This is a genomic window from Hymenobacter wooponensis, assembly GCF_004745865.1.
GTDB lineage: Bacteria > Bacteroidota > Bacteroidia > Cytophagales > Hymenobacteraceae > Hymenobacter > Hymenobacter wooponensis.
In genome coordinates, this window is the sequence record NZ_SRKZ01000005.1 from 52,677 (window position 1) to 72,019 (window position 19,343).

The 19,343-nt window shown below is 57.2% G+C and carries 15 protein-coding genes; 7 read left to right on the plus strand and 8 right to left on the minus strand.

Translation table 11 applies throughout. The features are described from left to right. Positions 1-24 precede the first annotated feature (24 nt). A complete protein-coding gene (locus EU557_RS17390) occupies positions 25-1,650 on the plus strand; it encodes a 3-(methylthio)propionyl-CoA ligase (protein ID WP_135531751.1) in 1,626 nt (541 codons plus the stop codon). Between the two features lie 237 nt (positions 1,651-1,887). Here EU557_RS17390 and EU557_RS17395 read toward each other — a convergent pair whose 3' ends face one another. Beyond that, positions 1,888-2,445 carry a DUF2059 domain-containing protein gene (locus EU557_RS17395; protein ID WP_135531752.1) on the minus strand — a complete coding sequence of 186 codons (558 nt, stop codon included), beginning with the start codon at positions 2,443-2,445 and terminating at the stop codon, positions 1,888-1,890. Between the two features lie 139 nt (positions 2,446-2,584). Then, on the minus strand, positions 2,585-3,760 hold the full coding sequence (locus EU557_RS17400) for an acyltransferase family protein (protein ID WP_135531753.1): 1,176 nt from the start codon (positions 3,758-3,760) through the stop codon (positions 2,585-2,587). A 371-nt stretch (positions 3,761-4,131) separates the two neighbouring features. Between EU557_RS17400 and EU557_RS17405 the strand changes: the two genes are divergently transcribed. The 3 genes from EU557_RS17405 (at position 4,132) to EU557_RS17415 (ending at position 10,254) form a co-directional block, all read left to right on the plus strand. Then, complete coding sequence (locus EU557_RS17405; protein ID WP_135531754.1) at positions 4,132-7,269, plus strand: SusC/RagA family TonB-linked outer membrane protein; 3,138 nt, start codon at positions 4,132-4,134, stop codon at positions 7,267-7,269. Positions 7,270-7,373: 104 nt separating this feature from the next. Beyond that, positions 7,374-8,924 (plus strand): SusD/RagB family nutrient-binding outer membrane lipoprotein, encoded by a 1,551-nt coding sequence (locus tag EU557_RS17410; RefSeq protein ID WP_135531755.1) that lies wholly within the window; start codon positions 7,374-7,376, stop codon positions 8,922-8,924. A gap of 46 nt (positions 8,925-8,970) precedes the next feature. Beyond that, positions 8,971-10,254 carry a hypothetical protein gene (locus EU557_RS17415; protein WP_135531756.1) on the plus strand — a complete coding sequence of 428 codons (1,284 nt, stop codon included), beginning with the start codon at positions 8,971-8,973 and terminating at the stop codon, positions 10,252-10,254. Between the two features lie 116 nt (positions 10,255-10,370). Here EU557_RS17415 and EU557_RS17420 read toward each other — a convergent pair whose 3' ends face one another. From EU557_RS17420 to EU557_RS17445, 6 genes are all read right to left on the minus strand, one after another. Beyond that, positions 10,371-10,961: a DUF1989 domain-containing protein gene (locus EU557_RS17420; protein ID WP_135531757.1), complete on the minus strand. Its 591-nt coding sequence runs from the start codon at positions 10,959-10,961 to the stop codon at positions 10,371-10,373. Further along, a complete protein-coding gene (gene gntA, locus EU557_RS17425; protein WP_135531758.1) occupies positions 10,930-11,622 on the minus strand; it encodes a guanitoxin biosynthesis heme-dependent pre-guanitoxin N-hydroxylase GntA in 693 nt (230 codons plus the stop codon). Before gntA ends, EU557_RS17420 begins: the two co-directional genes overlap by 32 nt. Before the next feature lie 406 nt (positions 11,623-12,028). Further along, a complete protein-coding gene (locus EU557_RS17430; protein ID WP_135531759.1) occupies positions 12,029-13,807 on the minus strand; it encodes a glycoside hydrolase family 10-like protein in 1,779 nt (592 codons plus the stop codon). Between the two features lie 57 nt (positions 13,808-13,864). Further along, entirely contained in the window at positions 13,865-14,497 is a 633-nt protein-coding gene (locus EU557_RS17435) for a M15 family metallopeptidase (protein WP_135531760.1), read from the minus strand. Between the two features lie 97 nt (positions 14,498-14,594). Beyond that, complete coding sequence (locus tag EU557_RS17440; RefSeq protein WP_167855258.1) at positions 14,595-15,839, minus strand: serine hydrolase; 1,245 nt, start codon at positions 15,837-15,839, stop codon at positions 14,595-14,597. 143 nt (positions 15,840-15,982) lie between these two features. Then, the gene (locus EU557_RS17445; protein ID WP_135531762.1) at positions 15,983-16,192 is read right to left on the minus strand and encodes a hypothetical protein; all 210 of its coding nucleotides are present in this window, start codon (positions 16,190-16,192) and stop codon (positions 15,983-15,985) included. 202 nt (positions 16,193-16,394) lie between these two features. On the opposite strand from EU557_RS17445, the gene EU557_RS17450 reads away from it, so the two are divergent. The 3 genes from EU557_RS17450 (at position 16,395) to EU557_RS17460 (ending at position 19,300) form a co-directional block, all read left to right on the plus strand. Next, positions 16,395-17,222, plus strand: a complete 828-nt coding sequence (locus EU557_RS17450) for a hypothetical protein (protein WP_135531763.1) — start codon at positions 16,395-16,397, stop codon at positions 17,220-17,222. Between the two features lie 116 nt (positions 17,223-17,338). After that, positions 17,339-18,172 (plus strand): rhomboid family intramembrane serine protease, encoded by an 834-nt coding sequence (locus EU557_RS17455; RefSeq protein ID WP_135531764.1) that lies wholly within the window; start codon positions 17,339-17,341, stop codon positions 18,170-18,172. 165 nt (positions 18,173-18,337) lie between these two features. Beyond that, positions 18,338-19,300, plus strand: a complete 963-nt coding sequence (locus EU557_RS17460; RefSeq protein ID WP_135531765.1) for a T9SS type A sorting domain-containing protein — start codon at positions 18,338-18,340, stop codon at positions 19,298-19,300. The last annotated feature ends 43 nt before the right edge of the window (positions 19,301-19,343 follow it).

Here is a 19,343-nt window from a genome sequence, read left to right on the forward strand (position 1 = left end):
AAGGGTCCCACCAACAGAACTCCCATGTTAGGCCTGATGATGAACGAGCCCCTGCGGATTGCGGGGCTGCTAGAGCACGCCGCCAAGTGGCACGCCGATACCGAAATTGTGTCGCGGCTGCCGGAGGGTGGCCTACACCGCTACACCTACGCCGGCGCCCACCACCGCAGCAAGCAACTCGCCAACGCCCTAACGGCACTAGGCGTCAGCAGCGGCAACCGAGTGGGCACACTGGCCTGGAACACGCATCGGCATTTTGAGCTGTATTATGGCATCTCGGGCATTGGGGCGGTGTGCCACACCATCAACCCGCGCCTGTTTTTTGAGCAGCTTGTGTACATCATCAATCACGCTGAGGACCGGCTGCTGTTCTTCGACCTGACCTTTTTGCCTCTAGTAGAAAAGCTGGCGCCGCAGTGCCCCAAGGTAGAAACCTGGGTGCTGATGACCGGCCGGGCCCACATGCCTGCCACCACTACCTTGCCCGACCTGCGCTGCTACGAAGACTTATTAGCGGCCCACAACAGCGAGTATGAGTGGCCTACGTTCGATGAAAACACGGCCTCCTCGCTGTGCTACACCTCGGGCACCACCGACCAGCCCAAGGGTGTGCTCTACTCCCACCGCTCCACGCTGCTGCACAGCTACGCTGCCTCTCTGCCCGACTGCTTTAACTGCTCGGCGCGAGATGTGGTATTGCCAGTGGTGCCCATGTTCCACGTCAATGCCTGGGGAATTCCGTATGCGGCGCCCATGAACGGCTGTAAGCTGGTGATGCCCGGCCCCGGCCTTGATGCGGCCAGCCTTTACGAGCTGTATGAGCAGGAAGGCGTAACGTTCACAGCCGGGGTGCCTACCATCTGGTTTGGGCTGCTGACGTTTATGCGCGAGAAAAAGCTGCAGTTCTCCACGCTCCGAAAGATGATTGTGGGCGGTGCCTCCTGTCCGCCGGCCCTGCTCAAAGCCTTTGATGAGGAGCTGGGCGTAGAAATTCGCCACGCCTGGGGCATGTCGGAAACCTCGCCGCTGGGCACCGTGTGCACCCTAAAACCCCAGCAGCTCAGCCTCAGCCCCGACGAGCAGTTTGCTATCCAGACCAAGCAGGGACGCGCCATTTTCGGAGTTGATATGAAGATTGTGGACGATGCGGGCCAGGAGCTGCCCCACGATGGTGCGGCCTTCGGCGACCTGTTGGTGCGCGGCCCGTTCATTGTGCGCGAATACTTCAAGGCCGACCAGCCCGGGGGGCTCACCGCCAACGGCTGGTTTCGCACCGGCGACGTGGCCACCATTGACCCCGCCGGCTTCATGCAAATCACCGACCGCTCGAAGGACGTCATCAAATCAGGCGGGGAGTGGATATCGAGCATCGAGCTGGAAAATCTCGCCGTAGGCCACCCCGCTATTGCCGAAGCTGCTGTAATTGGCGTGCCCCACCCCAAATGGAGCGAGCGGCCCCTACTGGTAGTCGTCCGGAAACCCGAATCTGAAATCAGCAAGCAGGAATTACTGGCCTACTATGAGGGCAAAGTGGCGCGCTGGTGGATTCCGGAAGCCGTGGAGTTTGTAGATCAGCTTCCCCACACGGCCACGGGCAAACTCCTCAAAACCAAGCTCCGCGAGGATTTCGCGGGCTATGAGTTTGGGTAGGTGGTGAGGCAGTGACGGGCATGAAGTGGCCTAGGCCTAGTTTAGCGTTGTTGGGAGGAGACACTACCCTTAGCTGTACGCAACCTCACAACTCATAAAAAAGCCCTTACCTCGTGCAGAGGCAAGGGCTTTTTCATATAGAGGGCTTAATAAAGTATACAGGCAGGAGTGCTGTATTAGGAGTACTTCGTGCTGCTCGCCATGACAGCACAAGTACTTATTCACTCCCCTCCCGCACTATTTCACCGTACCCGTAGCTGGCTGCTGGCTCTGCATTTTGTCAGCAATAGCCTTTTGCAGCTCGGGTAAGTGTTCTTGCACCCGGCGCTGCCCTATTTCCATGCCGGCTTGCATGAGCATGGGCATTTTCTGGATGGTTTTGCGGCCGGTAGGCGTCTGGTAAAATTTGGTCAGCTCCTTCAGTTCTTTTTCGGTAAACTCTTGAGCGTATAGCTGCACCAGATCGTCCTTCATGGACTGCCAGCTCATATACTTGTTAAGGAAGGCGCGCATTTCCGGTTCCACGGCCTTCATCTCGGGGCGCTGCTCTAGTTGCCCATCAAGCATGCGGCTGGTCATTTCCGCCATGTTTTTTTCGCTGCCAGTTACGGCCAGCAGTTCCTCGGCCGCTTTCCGGTGGTTTGCGGATATAGGCGTGGTGGGTGCCGCAGCGGGAGTAGCGGTGGTTGTTTGGGCACTTACTGCCGGGGCAGTCAGCACAAGGGCCGCTGCCAGTATCCACATGTTTTTCATACCCCAAGTACGAGAAATCCCGGCGGCTGTTGGGGAGAGCATCGGAAAATCGGTGGCGCTTGGCCTCGCCTATAAACAGCCATTCCGGGCCAGAGCGAAGTAGCAGAGGTAACTGGCATATGGTAAACTCCGCTTCTTCGCTCTGGCCCGGAATGGCAAGCCAAAGTGGCCTAGACCACTGCTATACTTTAATGATGATTTGTTTTTTATACATCACCCAAAGTATTCCTAGCCAGATCAGCACGCACACGATGGCGCCCGCCAGCGAGGCATTGATGGGGCTGAAGTACGGCACGAAGAAGGTGTCGTAGAGCCAGGTGCGTAGGCCAGTGGGGCCGTTGGGGCTGGGCACTTTGATCATGTTCAGCAGGCGCGGCACTAGGCTGGAGAGGAAAAACACTGTAATGGCATTTACCCCGTACACCAGCGGCGCTTTAATCCAGCCGCGGTAGCCTTGCACGTCGCAGAGCCAGTAAAAGGCAGCTAGCACGGCCACCGCTAGGCCACCGGCGTAGAGCACGTAGGAGCTGGTCCAGAGGCTTTTGTTGATGGGGAACCACCCGTTCCAGATCAGGCCTAGCACCACGCAGGCGCCACCCGCTACAAATAGCCAGGCCACTTTCGTAGCGGGTGCCACCTCCCGCTGCCGCAGCCACCGGGCCGTGAGCATGCCCAGTAGGCCAGTGCCCACGGCGGGCAACGTACCCAAAAGTCCTTCGGGGTCCCAGGTGCGGCTCTGCTTCCAAAGGTGCGCCTCTCCCAGAATGGTGCGGTCGAGCCAGGCGCCGAGGTTGGTGCTGGCCTCCAGGTTGGCGGGCCCATAGCCCGGCACCGGCACCAACTGCAACAGAATATTATAGAGCACCAGAATAGTAGCTAACAGGCCTAGCTGCTGGCGCCACGTAGTTTTCAGAAACACGATGCCGCAGACCAGAAACACCAGCGCAATGCGGGCCAGCACCCCCGGAATGCGTACCGTGCTGAAATCAAAACTGGGAAACAAAGCCGAGAATAGGCCTAGGCCATATAGAATAGCGGCCCGCTTCAGAATGCGGAGCATGGTGCGCCCATGGGTTTCGGGGTGCTGGCGGGCACCATCGAGAGCATACACCAGGCTCACGCCCACAATAAACAGGAAGAAGGGGAAGATCAGGTCGGTGGGGGTGCAGCCGTGCCAGTGGGCGTGCTCCAGTGGGGCATAGATATGGTCCCAACTGCCGGGATTGTTCACCAGAATCATGGCCATTACCGTCAGGCCCCGAAATACATCGAGCGATACGAGGCGGCCGGGCTGCGAAGCTTCGGCTAAAGGCTGAGTGCCGGTAGTGTGTACGGCGGCCTGGATAGTGGACTGCATGTAAAAAAGTTAGCGGGAGAACTGTAGATTAGGGCTACTAAGCTCAAGCAGGAGTGCGGCCAGAAGCGAGAGAGTAAGTTGAGGCTTTGTGCTGAGCATTCAAAACCAACAGCAGCATCTAGCCAAACCGCTATATAGTTGATTGCTGAATTTGCGCCTGTTAGATTTAACAGCACTTTTTCCGCACTTTCCTTGACAAAAAGAGGCTGTTTCGCTTCTCCGCCCTACATTTTTCACAATTCCAGCCTCCTTTTTCCTCGCTTCCATTCCATTTGATCAGTTTCAGGTTGCCGACGGCTGCCTGCCCCCAACACTTATTACCTGACGTTTTCCCACAGCGTCATCCCCTCCCATCTCTCACTCACTCCTCAATGAAAAAACTTCTATGGTCACCTCTGGCCTTGGGGGTATTGCTGGCTTCACCGCCCAGCTACGCCCAAACGGCAGCTACCCGCACCATGACGGGCGTAGTAGTTGGCTCCAACGACCAGCAGCCTATCCCTGGCGTAAACGTGCTGGTTAAAGGCTCTTCGCAAGGCACCCAAACCGACGCCGAAGGCCGCTACACCCTGCCAAATGTACCAGAAGGCAGCACACTGGTGTTCAGCTTTATAGGGTACACCAGTCAGGAATACCGCCTCGGTACGGGAACCACTGCTAACATCAACCTCGCTCCCGACTCTAAGAGCCTGAGTGAGGTAGTGGTGACCGGCTACGGCATCAAGGAAGAGCAGGGAAAGATCAACTACGCCGTACAGGTAGTAAAGGACAAAGACATTATTGAGTCGCGCCAGCCTAACATCGTGAATGCCTTGCAGGGCAAAGTAGCGGGGGTGCAGGTAACCAGCTCGGGCGGGGCACCGGGCGAAGGCGCGGCTATTGTAATCAGGGGCGGTAACTCTCTGGATGGCAACAACCAGCCGCTGTTTGTCATTGATGGCATCATCATGGACAACTCCTCCTTTGCGGAGTCGACGGCGCCGGGCGGCGGCTCGGCTTTCAACGGAACGCTAGGTCGCTCGACTTCCAACCAGAACCGCGCTGGCGACCTGAACCCCGAGAACATTGAGAGCATGACGGTGCTGAAAGGCCCCGCAGCTTCGGCCATTTATGGTCTACGGGCAGCCAACGGCGCAGTGGTTATTACCACTAAGAAGGGGACAAAGGGCGCCATCAACCTGAATTACCGTACCCAATTCTCAGTAGATGAGGTAAACCGCCGGCCCCAGCTGCAGGATCAGTACCAGCAGGGTAGCAACGGTGTCTTCGATACCTCGGTACGCTCCTCCTGGGGGCCTCGCTTTCAGCCGGGTCAAACCGTGTATGACAACCTGGGCAACTTCTTCCGGCCGGGTAAAGCTTGGCAGCACTACCTCACCCTCTCAGGCGGCGGTGATAAGGGCACCTTCTTCGTGTCGGCGTCTCGCTTAGATCAAACGGGCGTGGCTCCCACCAGCCAGTACGACAAATCAACGGTACGCCTCTCGGGTACCATGCAGTTTACTAAGCGCCTGAGTGCTTCGGGCTCCGTCGAATACTTGGGCACAGGCGGTCAGGCACCTATTCAGGGCAACGGCTTTTATAATACATCGGGGTACACGGGGGGCTACTTGCTAAGCCTGCTGAACTGGCCCCGTAATGATGATGCCCGCAACTACCTGAACCCTGACGGTTCGGTGCGGCGCCTAACTCCACAGCTAGCTACGGAAAGCGACAACCCGTACTTCATCGTTTATAAAAACCCGCAAACCAGCCGCACCAACCGCATGTTGGGGAATGTGCAGTTGGGCTTCAAGGCAGCCGACTGGTTGAATTTCAGCTACAACATCGGTAACGACTTCTACTTCCAGAAAGACCGCTCAGTGCGTGCCTTGGGCACAAACCAGCCGGGCTACCAGAACGGCGGTGTAGCAGAATCCAATATTTTCAGCCAGCTTATTACCAGCAATTTGCTGGCTACTGCTACCCACCAGTTCAGTGAGAATTTTAACACCTCGCTGGTATTGGGCAACACAGTGGAATATCAGCACCGCGAAACTACCGACCAGCTAGGCACTGTATTCCAGAACCCGGACTTTCCTAGCATCAACAACACGGTAAACCGCAACGCACTGGTTACCACCCAAGATCGTCGCCTGATTGGTAACTTTGCCCGCCTCAGCCTAGATTTCCTGCAGCAGTTCACGGTGGAGCTGAACGGCCGTATTGACCAGTCTTCTACCCTACCGCGGCCCAATGAGAACAAGACGTTCGGTAAGCTCTTCGGGTATGGTTCGGCATCGGCGGGCTGGCAGTTCACGCATATGCTGGGGCTTGATCAGAACGAGTACCTGAGCTTTGGCAAGATTCGCGCGGCCGTGGCTGATGTGGGCAAGGACACGGAGCCCTACCGGGTGCTTTCGCCCCTGGCGCAGTCAGCCTACATCGGGGGTGGTTTCCGTAATGGCTTCTTTGGCTCCAACCCCAATTTGGTACCCGAGCGCACGCGCGCCGTGGAAGGTGGCCTAGACTTGCAGTTCTTCAAGAACCGCCTAGGCTTGAATGCCACGTACTACTACCAAATCACGCGCGACCAGATTATTGGTCCTCGTGTCAGTCAGGCTACTGGGTTTATTCTGCAGTACATCAACGCTGGTAAGGTAGAAAACCGCGGCTTCGAACTGGCGCTATCGGGTACACCGGTGCAAAACTCCACGGGTTTTACCTGGGATGTGCTGGCCAACTTTACTCTGAACCGCAACAAGGCGCTTGAGCTGCCCAGCTTCCTGACGGAGGTATACCAGTCGGATGTGAACCTGAACGGTGCCCGCGGTGGTGCCTTCGTGGGCCGCCCGATTTCCTCCATTAGTGCCACGGACTTCCAGCGTGCACCCGACGGTCGGGTTTTGATCAATGCTACTACGGGGTATCCGCTCATTAATACCAGCAACTTCATTTATGCTGGTAACCGCGCCCCCGATTACAGTGTGCAGGTAACCAACACCTTTAGTTACAAAGGGCTGGTTTTTGCCTTCCTCGCCGACTTCCGCAAGGGTGGCAAGGTGTTCAATGGCAACGACCAATACCTTACCACGAGTGGCCTAGGCCAGCGCACAGAGGAGCGCTACAAGCAAGTAGTGTTTGACGGGGTAGTGGCCACTAAAGCGCCCGACGGCTCTACGGCTTATGTAACCAATACCCGACCAGTCGAGCTAACGCAAGGCTATTATCAAAACGTGCTGGCGGCCATCGGCACTCCATTTATTGAGGATGGCTCCTGGGTACGCCTGCGCTACGCTTCTCTTACCTATAACCTCCCGACCACTTGGCTATCGGAGTCCACTTTTATAAAGGGCGTGGAACTGAACGTAACGGGCCGGAACCTTGTGTTGCTCACCAAATACTCCGGCGTAGATCCTGAAACGGCTTCAGCCGGTGCAGGCGTACGGGGCGGTGGCTCCGGCGGGTTCGACTATGGCAGCGTACCGGCCACCCGCGGGGTAGACATGGGCCTCCGCGTTAAATTCTAGGATTGACTGTTTACCAAGAACGCTGAGTGGCCTACGGCTTTAGCCGAAAGCCTACTCCTTCCTCTTGCGCAGCAACCGCCAACTGAACAACGACAACTACTTGCATGAAACGATACCTTCTTTACCTAGGCCTCTTTGTAGGAAGCGGGGCGCTATTCTCCTGCGAAGACTACCTCGACGTCAATAACGACCCCAACAACCCCGTTTCCACGACGCCTAACTTCCTGCTGCCCGGCATTATCTCGCAGGGCTTCCAAACGCAGATGTTCACGTCGCTGACTACTTCGTACCTGAGTCAGTACACGGTGCGTAAAACGCCGGCCAGCAGCACCGATCAGTTTTACCTGACCAACGGTAACAGCACCAACACCTTCAACAACAATTACTACTACTCGGCGGGCAATGTGCCCACGATGACGGCAGTAGCGCAGGCGGAAGGCTCGCCCTATTACGTGGGAGCAGGTAAGATCATCACGGCAATGGATCTGGCGCATACCACGGATATGATTGGCGACATTCCGTACACGGAAGCCTTTAAGGGAGCCGCCAACTACACTCCGCAGTACGATTCGCAGGAGCAGATTTACGCCACCGTCAACCAGCTGCTCGACGAGGGTATTGTGTTGATGCAGACTCCTGCTAACCAGGAGTTCAGACCCTTCTACAGCACCTCACCGAGCGTGAGTGGCGACATTCTCTATCAGGGTAAAACGGATAAGTGGGTTCGTTTCGCCAACTCCCTGAAAGCGCGGCAGCTCAATCACCTCACGCGTAAATCAACCTATAACGCGCAGCAGGTACTGGATTTGGTGTCGAAAGGCTTTATTGGCAACGATGATGATGCCCAGATCCAATTTCAAACGGCTATAGCCCCGCTAACGAACACGACCAACATTTTCGGGCCCACCCGCAGCAACTACGGCACGGCTACGTTCTCCACCAACATCATCAAATACCTGAACGGGAACGTAGTAGGAGCCGCTTACCCGGGCGTGGTAGATCCGCGCTATACCATTATTGCCACGGCCATTAGCACCGGTGCCGACCCCGGCGTAGCGGTGCCCTCCGCTGCCACCAGCCTGCTCGTGAACAACGTCACGGACTTCTATTCTGGCTGGTATGCCCGCGACCTGGGTACGTTTGAGGTAATTACGTACCGTGAGTTGAAATTCATTGAGGCCGAAGCCGCTTTCCGGGCTGGAAACCTGGCCCGGGCCCTGGAGGCCTATCAGAAAGGCATTCGAGCGCACATGGACAAGATAGGCGCTGGTGGTAGCAATGGTACGCCGGCCGTGACCTTCCCGGTGCTGACAAAAGCGCAAATTGACGCTTATATGACCAGCGCTGCAGTGGCCCAGAACACGAGCGAGCTGTCCTTGAAGCGCATCATGGAGCAGAAATACATTGCCATGTTCCTGAACCCTGAGTCGTGGACGGACTTGCGGCGGTTCGACTACAACCCTGCCATCTATCCAAACCTGAAATATCCGGCCGCTGCTAACCCAGAAGTAGCTAACCAGTGGCCCCGGCGTATGCTGCCCGGTGCTACCGAGGTCATGTACAACCCACAGGCGGTAGCAAAGCTGTTCAGCGATGCTGGCGCTACGTCAAACGGTGATTACATCACCAAGCCGCTATGGTTCGACCGTCCGTAATTCCTCGCCGCTGTCGGATTATTTTCAACTCTCTGCTTTGATTTACATGAACATACCTACTATCCGCCGCTGGGCCTGTGTGCCTTTGCTCGGCTGCCTCGCGCTTATGAGCTGCGAGAAAGAGATAGATACTTATTACACGGAGGTGGGCGGTCAAATTCCTACTTTCCTAACAAATGCGTTGGGTGTTAACACCAAGTACGCCTCCGGAGAAGTAGTAACGTTTGAGCTGCAGTACGCCCAACAGACCTCTCCTCTGCGCGACGTCCGTATTTACCAGCGCGTGGAGCCCGCTACTGACTCTACGTTGGTACAAACCATACCTTATAAGGCCGCCTTCTCAAAACGGAAGAATGCCGATACCCTGGTGGTGGCCTACACAGTTCCGGCGGGCGTAAACAAGGCCAACGTGCGGGTAGCCGCCATAGTAACCGCCGAAAACGGCCAGACCAAGCAACGCGCTTTCAACTTCCGCCTCGCCGAGCCAACCCCGACCATCAAGGTAAACACCGTAACCAACGTTACAGCCCCAGCTGGAGCCACTCCCGTGCCCGGCGACGTGGTGCGGTATAACGTGCTACTGAACGAGGGCGGCATTAATAGCGCTACTGCTCTTACCAGCACCGGCACGCTCTATAAAGACCTAGACAGCCTGGTTACCTATGTGAAAGTAGGTAGCGCTGCCGAGCGCCGAGCCCAGCGGGCTGTGCGCCTGCCAGCGGGCACAGCTGCCCAAACCGGTGCGCAAACGGCCGTAAACGTGGATGTAACCATTCCGGCCGGCAGTAATGGCCAGTTGGTGCAGTACCGGTTTGAGGCCAAGTCGCGGTATCAGAACACAACGCCGCCCGCTGCTCCCACCATCCGGACGGCTACAGCCACTGCGGCAGCCATCACGCCGGGCACCGCAACTGGCCTAGCCACTGCTACCAATGTCACGCTCACGTACACAGGCACTACCGGCGGCGACCTGGCAGCTTATGATCTGACTGCCTTTGCTGCAGTTCCGGCGGCGGGCGCCGCTACCAGCAAAGACGTGAGCATTAGCAGCATCGCCAGCAATACCGTGCAGCTGAAGGCCCTCAACACCACCAAGTTTGCGGCCACCACGGCAGCGGTTTATAATGCGGCTACGCTGAACAGCATCCGGCAGGTATACCAAACTACGGCCGCTGCCAGCCAGCTTACCACCCTCGACAATGTGGCGGTGGGCAGTGTATATGTAGCCCGACTGCGTAACGCCGACCAGTACGCCATCTTCACCGTGACGGGTATTAACCGCACCTCTGCCACCGATGTAACGGTAACGCTGGCCGTAAAGTCGCTCTAGGCCAGTACCTGCGTTTATAAAATTGAAAAGCTCCTCCCGGTTTCTGGGAGGAGCTTTTTTATGCGCAATAGTATGCTAGGCTTGTGCTAGAACTAGCGCTGCGATAGAGCTACGGGCTAGTTCAAAATCTGATAGCCGATAGGCTTGAATGAGTAGTTATTCGACATTTCGGCGGAGCAAGCCGTCATACCAATCAGCAGGTCGGTTTTGGCTTCCAGAATTACGTAGTCGCCGGCTTTGCTTTTGGGCGGGAGTACATCCACCCTACCGGTTTCGCCATTCACAGTTACATGCATGAAGATGTTGAAGCAGATTGGGATGGCGTCGGGGCTGATGCCGTACTCTTTCAGAGCCTCGCACAAGTTACCGAAGCAGCCACGGTGTGGGTGAGTGTGGCCGTAGATGATGCGAAAAGTATCGGCGCTGCAGGGCGTCAGCAGAAAGTCGTGGCGACCCACGGTATCCTCTACCAGCTCAAACATGATGTTGCTGCGGTTAGAGTAGAATGGGTGACCTTTCGTCAAGAAGATGGTCTCGGCGTAGTCAATGGTTCGCCCGGAGGAAAGGTATTCGGCCCGGTCATCGAGGTTGTAGCAAATGAAGTCTGATACTTGCTCGCCCTCCACATCAACTACTTTAAGCTGTTGTCCTTTGCGCAGAATGAAAGCGGTGCCGCTACGCGGCGGAATGATGGTTAATTGATCCATGTTGGCTTGAGAAGGGGCATTTCCAGGTTTCGTCGTACGCTTTTCCGCTGTATTGGTAGGCCTCCGATGCGTCGCCGTAGTCCTGCAGCATGGGGTTGATGGAGCCCGAGTAGGCCACATCGCGCGTCCGGATGGTGTCGCGGATACTGTTGTAGCGGCCATTGTTCCGGATTTGCTCAAACTGGGCATGGGGGTTAAACACCATGGTAGGATACGCAAACTGCCGGGCCGGACGAGAGCTGCCCGGGTGCAGGCCAATTACAAAAAAGGCTTCCTCTTTCAGGCTAAAGCTGAAGTCCGGTGAAGAGGTGTCGGCTACCACGCGCCGGTCGTAGCCGTAGCGCTGCGCATCGAGGTTGGCCAAGGACTGCATGCGCTGCCAAAACAGCTCCTCAAACATCGCCTCATTTGGTGCTACAGGACCTTTAAAAATGACTGCTGCGCTGTGGTACAACTTGTCAGAATCCCGGTAGGTATCCACGAAATTGTAGATGAACTCCAGAATTGCTGTATCGTCTTTGGGGCAGGCTAGGTGGTCTACCACCAAATATTTGATTTGCTGGAAAGTGAGGGCCGTTTTGGCAGCCACGCAGGGGAATCCCTTCTTTTTTATAAAAGAAAGATATTCTTCTCCATATATAGTATCTTGATCGTCAAACATTTTTCAATTCTTACATTACCGTAGACATTGGAATAATTAAATTCCAAGCACTTAGAGTTACGCAAGAACTGAACGGTATGTTAGCCCGGAAGGGTAGCACGTTTGAGCTAATGGGCACCTTCGTATGGTTGAGCTTAGGCCATTTTTTGGACTTCTTCTCTCCGTACAAACCCTTAGCCAAGGGTCATTTACTTCTACGATCACTACCCCAGGAGGTGATAAATACCTAGTACTGATTTTTTCTTTTGTGGAGGATAAAACCGTAAAATCTTATACAAAAAACTCGGCTATTACTACCAAACAGGTTAGCGCCAGGGGGAAATACAGCTAGCGTTTTCAGAGGATTTACTAAAACAGGTGGCCTAGCTAGGCCACCTGTTTTAGTTTTCATTAAGAGAGCAAGAGTTTAGCGGCCTCCAAACAACCGGTCGAAGAAGCCGCCGCGTTTACGCTTGGTCTTTGTCTTGGTCTTGACTTTGGTAGGAGCCGTGCTGCCTATTGTGGGCCGTGGCGCGGGTGCTGGTCTAGCCGGTGCCGTGGGAGCTGGGGCAGCAGGCTGAGGCGCCGAAGCCGGTGGTGCGGGCGTTGGAGCAGGGGCCTGGGCCACCACAATTTCGGCGGGGCGGCCCGTGCTCAGCACGCGCACCGGTGAGCTTTCGTTGTGCAGGCGGTCTACGGCGGTGAGGTAGTAGGCGTAGGCCACTCCACGACGGGCGGTGGTATCGGCGAAGAATAAGCCCCGGCCAGCTTGCGGGCGCAGCACGGCCAGAATGTTCCGCGGGTCGTCGGGGGTAGGCTGGGTGTTGCTATCGAAGCGGTAGAGTACGTAGTAGGCCGCCTGGTCGCCGTCGGAGGCTACGGAGCTGGGCTGCCAGGTAAGGGTATTGGCGGCGGCTGAGGCCGTGAGGGTCAGGCTTTGCGCGGGGCGCGGGGGCACGGCATCCAGCCAAGGCATAGCGGGCACCAGCGCCGGGTAGCGGAATTCGTGCTGGCGCAGGGAGTCGGTGGTGTGCAGGGGGTTGGAGAGCAACGACTTGGAGCTGAAGAACACGCTGCCGCCCACTTCGGTGGGGAACGTGCGGTTGAGGCGTACCTGCCGGGGCAGCTCGCGGGGGTTGCGCCAGGTGGTATCGGCGCGGGTATTTTCGAGCATGCGGTAGGCCCCATGCCCGATGTAGAGGTGGCGGCCGTTGCTGTTGCGGGCCCACCACTCCACCAGCACTGGGTATTGCGCCACCTTAAAGTTGCTGCTCCAGTACAACTGGGGTAGCACATAGTCAACCCAGCCCTGCCGCAGCCACTCCAGCGCATCGGCGTAGAGACCATCGTACCCCTGGAAAGCCTTGGTGGCCGAGCCGTTGGGGTCAGTGGTTTGGTTGCGCCACACGCCGAAGGGCGAGATACCGAACTTTACCCAGCGCTTGGTGCTCTGAATGGTATCGTGCAGGGTGTGAATAAGCTCGTTCACATTTTCGCGCCGCCACCCGGCCAAGTCGAGTTGCCGGGGGTTGTACTGCGCATACGCGGCCTCATCGTGAATAACGAGGCCGGCCTCTGGATATGGGTAGAAGTAGTCGTCGAAGTGGACGCCGTCGATGTCGTAGCGCTTCACTACGTCCAGGATTACCTGCGTGATGTAGTTGCGCACCTCCGGCAGGCCGGGGTTGTAGAGCAGCTTGCCGCCAAAGCGCAGGAACCACTCGGGGTGCTGGCGAAACGGGTGGTTAGGGGCCAGGCGTCGCGTCACGGAGTCCATGGAGGCGCGGTACGGGTTGAACCACGCGTGAAACTCCATGCCCCGGTTGTGCGCCTCCTCAATCAGAAAAGGAAGCGGATCGTAGAGCGGTGTGGGGGCTTTGCCTTGGGTGCCGGTGAGCCACTTGCTCCAGGGCTCTAGGCTGCTCTGATAGAAGGCATCGGAAGCGGGCCGTACCTGCACAAATACGGCATTGATGCCGCTGCGCTGATGCTCATCGAGAATGCGGCGGTACTCGCGGCGTTGCTGATCGGGGGTGAGACTGCGGCTGCTAGGCCAGTCAATATTCTCTACGGTGGCAATCCAGACGCCTCGTAGCTCCCGCTTGGGCGGCGTATCGGCGGCGGTGGCAAACTGGCTACGGAGTAACCAAGTGAGGATCAGAAGGGCAAAAAACGGGAAGCGGCCGGGGGCAAGTAATCGAAACATTGCCTCAAAATTACGCGATTCACCGGAGGGCAGGCCCTGAACTTGAGAAAAACCACACTATTCGGCTGTTACTGCGGCAAACGGCAAATCCAGTAGCTCAAACTCCGGCCAGCGCTGGTGGTCGAAGTGCCACCACTCACCGGGGTAGTTGATGAACCCGTAGTAATGCATGGTGGCTAGCAGAATGCTGCGGTTGAGCATTACGTGGGCCGGCAGGTCGCCGTAGCGGGAGCTGGCGGCGGGCGTCAGCTCATCAAAGTCGGTGGGCAGCGGCACCCGCTCGCCGTTGCTTGACCTCACCAGGCCTACATCCACGGAGCAGCCCCGGTTGTGGCGGGAGCCCCGCCAGGGCGGCGCCGCAAAGCTCTCATCCTGAATCTGCTCGTACATGCGAACCGTCACGCTGTAGGGGCGGTAGGCATCGTACACGCACAGGCCTAGGCCACGCGCTTCCAGGCTTTCCTGTACCTGAGCCAGGGCCTCGGCCACGGGCTCCCGCAGGAAGGCCCGTGCCTCGGGGTACACAGCCTCGCCCAGCACGTTATCGGGGGTGGCGTAGCGGATGTCGAGCACAATGGAGGGAATCATGTCGACCAACTCCACGAGTCGCTGCCCGGCATTGGCTTCCACCAATTGCTGGTATTCTTCGACGGAAGTAATTACGGAAAGCCCGTTGGACGAATCAGCCATACACCTAGGTAACCTCAACTAATATTCTGCACAGGTAGCTGTACTGTTACGCTTCCGAAGCTATACAGTTTTACTACCGTAGCCCTAACCCCCTCGCCTACCGCGGCTGCTTTGGTCTTCGCCGGAGCTCATACGCGTAAACCACTTCCCCCAAACGACGCAGAAACGGCAAACCTACCGTGTCGTACTCGTACTGGTCGTCATTAAGCACCTCATCGGCATTTACGTACACTACTGCACTCAGCAGAAACTCTACGTGCTGCTCTTGGTTCCGAATGTAGGCGTTATCTATCAGGAAGCCGTAGGCCTGTCCGATCTTGTTGAAAATTTGTACACCCTCCGGCAGCGAGCCAGGCGCGCCCCCAGCCAGCAAAAACTTGGCGTAGTTATCGGGGTAAGCCGTTGGTGAGTACCGCGGATAGTGGCTGGCCCGCGGTACCAGACTCAGGTAGCGGCGCAAAAAGCTGCTGTCGGCTGAATCAAGCGCCAGCCGTTGCGGGGCTGGTATAGCCTCAGGAAACAGAATGGCCCTAAGCATCCACTGCAGGTCGGGGAGGGAGGTGGTATTCTTGGTGGAGAAATCAAGTGGCTTCTCCAAGCGCTGGTTTCCTTGGAAGTAGGCTTTCCCAATGTGCTGCCCCCGCTGCCGCACCCTAGGCCACTCCCCCTCAAAAACGGCAGCTGGCTGCACGTATACTGGGCGCTGCAACGTGGTATCGGTGTAGATGCTGATGGGGTTGGTATGCCGGGCGCCGGGGTCTTGGTCGCCAACGGAGAGGCGGTGGCGCAGCACGGTGTGGTGCAAGCCGTGCCGGCGCAAGCCCTCATTCAGCGCCTTGGGCCCCACAAACTCATACAGCCGGTTGTACGCATCGTTATCACTCACCAGCAGCATCTTGCGCAGGTATTGCGCCAAGCTGGCCCGGCCGCTGGCGCTGCTGGTATCCCGCAGTACGCGCGTTTGGCCGGCAAAGGCAGAGTCAATGCGCCACGCCGACTCTGGCGTAAGCTCCGGAATAGAAGCTGATAAGGCTCGTAGCTTCTCCAGGGCCAGCATGGCCGTGAGTAGCTTAATAGAGCTGGCGGGGTAGAAATATTCCCGGGGCCGTACCCGAAGCCGGTAGGTGCGGAAGTGGGGCTGCCCCTGGGCGTCGCGGTTGATTTGCGTGTAGAGAACCTGGAGCCGGTGCGCTTTCGCCTCGCGCAGCACTGAGGCCAGCACCGCATCTTGCCGCAACAGGCGCCGCAAAGGGTTGCCGGGTTGGGCCTGCGCCAGCGTGGGTAGCAGCCCTAGGCCACTTACCCAACTGAGGCGGCAAAGAAATCGAACGAAAGCCTCCATGTTAGGCAAGTTACACGCCGCCGCGTAGCAACCGGTGGCATGGCCCAAACTGTGATTCCAGTCGCCCAGGGAAAGCGGAAGCATCTCGTAGAAGATACCTCTGCTTTCCCTGGGCGGCCGGAATCATCGCCAGAAGCGTGTAGTTAGCTATTATGTGCGGGGCCACCGTCGGGGCCAGAGTCAGCGCCGCCTTCCAGGCCGTTGGTCTGGTCCGCGTCGCCGTAACCGCCCCGGATGCCGTCCCCCTCATCTTGGGTAAGGTCGCTCTGGTGGGTTTGCGGGGTTTCACCCGGCTGGTTTTCGGTTTTGGGCTTATTGGGTTGCTCGGCAGAATTGGGGGTGGGCGTGTTCATACGAATGACTTATGTGGAGATGATACATCGAAATAGCGGGCCGTGCCCGGCTCTGAGGCTATACGCCAGCCACGGGCTGCGGTTGGGCTACGGGCGCTACACGCTTTTTTTGCCGCGGCCCACACCTTACCTTGCCTACTATGGCCTGCTGCGCGTGCTAGGCCTCTTACCGGGTGCTTTACTTTTATTTTTTTACGTCAGTATGTCTGTTTCCAGCAACGATACCTTCCTGCAAAAAACCGATGACGAGCTGCGCTACTTGGTAGAGCACTCCGAGTTCTATCATTCTGCCCTTATTATGGCGGCCACGCAAGAGCTGCGCCGGCGGGGTATCTCGTTACCCACTTCACCAGCCCCCTCATCTCCGGCACCACTGGCCTACGACTATGAGGAAGAGGCCCCAGCTGCCTGGCGGCGCTGGCTGCCGCTGGCCTTCGGGCTGGTGCTGCTTGGCTTTGCGGGCTGGTTGATCTTGCGTCCCAAGCAGAATGCAGTCAGTGCGAAGCCAGCCGCTACGGCGCCCTTAGTGCTGGAGGCCGTAAAAACTCAGCGCCTCCCCGACTTTGAAGCCAAAACCAAGGCCCAGGTGCAAGAGGTGCGGCAGCAGCTGCCCGCCACCGACCGCGCCGATACCACCGCTACCGGCCGCTACTTGCGCATGGCCCGCCGCTACTTCCTAGCCGAAAACCAGTCGGCTTACCTCACGCAAATTGCTAAGGGCGATTCTGCCGCCGGCACGTTTCCCAGCCAGGTAGACCTCACGCTGGAGCGCATTAGCTGGTTTATGAAAGCGAAGGCCTACAACCAGCATCTGCACCCTGTTATGGAAGAGCGCCTGACCCTGATGCAGCAGGCCCTAGTTTTGCGGCGCAACTCGCTGCTGAACTTCAAATCGCGCTACGGGAGCGGCAACCCCATGATGGACCGCGACATGAACCGGGCCGACTTTGAAGCACGAGACATCAGCAACGAGCTGCGTGGCAAAGCATCGGAGCGGGCTCCCATTCAGGGGAATATCACCGAGCTCTAGGCTACATCTTCTGCAATACTGTCAGGTGCTAAGCCCCTGGCAGGGTTTATGGCGCCTCTGCAGGCCCCGGGTAGTACACCAAGCGTGTTTGGCGTGCTACCCAGGGCCATTCGCTTATGTCAGCCCCTGACCCCACCAGCTTCTTTGCGCAAAAAACCGATGCTGAGCTGCTCTACCTGGCGCAGCATGGGCAACGCTACCCCCCGGCAGTAGTGCAGGCCGCCGTGCAGGAGTTGCAGCGCCGGGGCCTGATTCCGGAGGAGTTACCCCATGGCCCACCTCCCCGCCCCCACCCCGTTGCTTCGCCAGAGCCCACTGGCTGGGCTTTCCTGCGCCAGGTCGGCCGCGGAATCTTCTGGCCCCGTCCTGGCTATTTCGTTACGCCCGTGCTGCTGTGGCTGAACCTGCTGACTTATGCGCTGCTAGCCATCGTTGGGCAAAACGCTCTTGCGCCCACCTCCGCCGACTTAGTACGCTGGGGTGCCAACTTCACGCCCCTTACCCTGCATGGCCAGCCCTGGCGCCTACTGACCAGTTGCTTCCTGCATGGCGGCCCGGCGCATCTGCTCATGAATATGTCGTCGTTGGTGTTTCTGGGGCTGATGGCGGAAGGTCAAACGGGACGTACCCGCTTGCTGCTGGTGTATCTGCTGAGCGGGGTAGGCGGTAGCTTGCTTAGCCTGTGGTGGCACACCCAAGGAGTGCTGTCGGTAGGTGCTTCCGGGGCTGTTTTTGGGCTTTACGGACTGCTGCTGGCCACATTAGCCGGGCACCCTACCTCTTTCGACCGGGCTGCCCGGCGCACTGCTCTTCTCTTTGTATTCTACCTGATGGCCAGCAGCCTAGCGGGTGGCCTAGAGGCTCATACCACCGACAACGCAGCCCACATAGGCGGCCTCCTGACGGGCATGGTGCTCGGCTGGTTCTGGCCCCGGCGGCAAGGAGAGTAAGTAGCACCTGTTTTCTGAGATAGGCAGTGCTATTGCACCTTTACCTGGTGCAGCTTCCTACGTGTTTTATTGTCTATTTAATATATTTCTCACAAGGCGCTGACATTTAGTTATATCGCCCGTATAAAAGACCATTGTGCCTTCTATTTTCCAGCCCTTCTTCCTATGAAATCAATCTTACGTGTTGTAACAGCCGCCTTGGTAGGCCTGCTCTATTCCGCTACGGCGCTTGCGCAAACAGCCCCAACTGTGACAAATGGTGCCATGGAAACGTGGGTGACCCGCACTTCTGGCGAAGCTCCTCAGGGGTGGCTCACAATTGACGACATTATTCCGTTCACACCATTGGCGCAGCTGGCATCTTTCTTAATTCCTTCCGGCACAGTCACTAAATCTACCTCTGTGCATGGCGGGAGCTTTGCGGCCCAACTCCAGACGGTTGCTAAATCTACCCCTGTCGGCGAAGGATTATTGCCTGGCAGAATGATACTTGGATCCCGCATAAACCCCAACACCAATAACTATTTTGGAGGAGGGATTCCCTATACTAGCCGCCCATCACGGATGCAGTTTTGGTATAAGCTTACTGGCGCGAATGCTCTAACTGATTCGGCAGCCGTATTCATTGTTCTCTCCAAAACTCAGGGCAGTGACGTTAAGGATGTAGCCTTTAATGGGTACTTGCTGACCCCGACTCCCACTTACCAACTCTATGATTTCCCTATAACGTATGAAGAATCAATTGCACCAGATACGTTAGAGCTATACTTCACCTCGGGCACGGCAGAAAAAATTACGGCTGGCACCACTTTATCAGTGGATGATATAACGCTTACGGGTACTGTAACGGCTTCGCGCAACCCTGCTAGCGAAGCGGTCTTGCAGATTTACCCAAACCCCAGCAAAGGCGGAGAGTTTTCACTGGCGTCCTTGGGCAATGCGGCCATTGCAACGGCACCGTTTGTTGTGTCTGATATTACCGGGCGTGAGGTATTGCGCCAAACCGCTGTTTCTCCAGCCCATTCGCACGGCCGGTTGGTAGATTTACGCGGGCAACGTCCGGGGCTATACACGCTTCGATTGCAAACGCCTGATGGACCCGTGGTGCGTAAGCTGGTTGTTGAGTAGTTGACATTAACATTGTTTCCGTAGCCAAGTCCGGCCGCTGCAC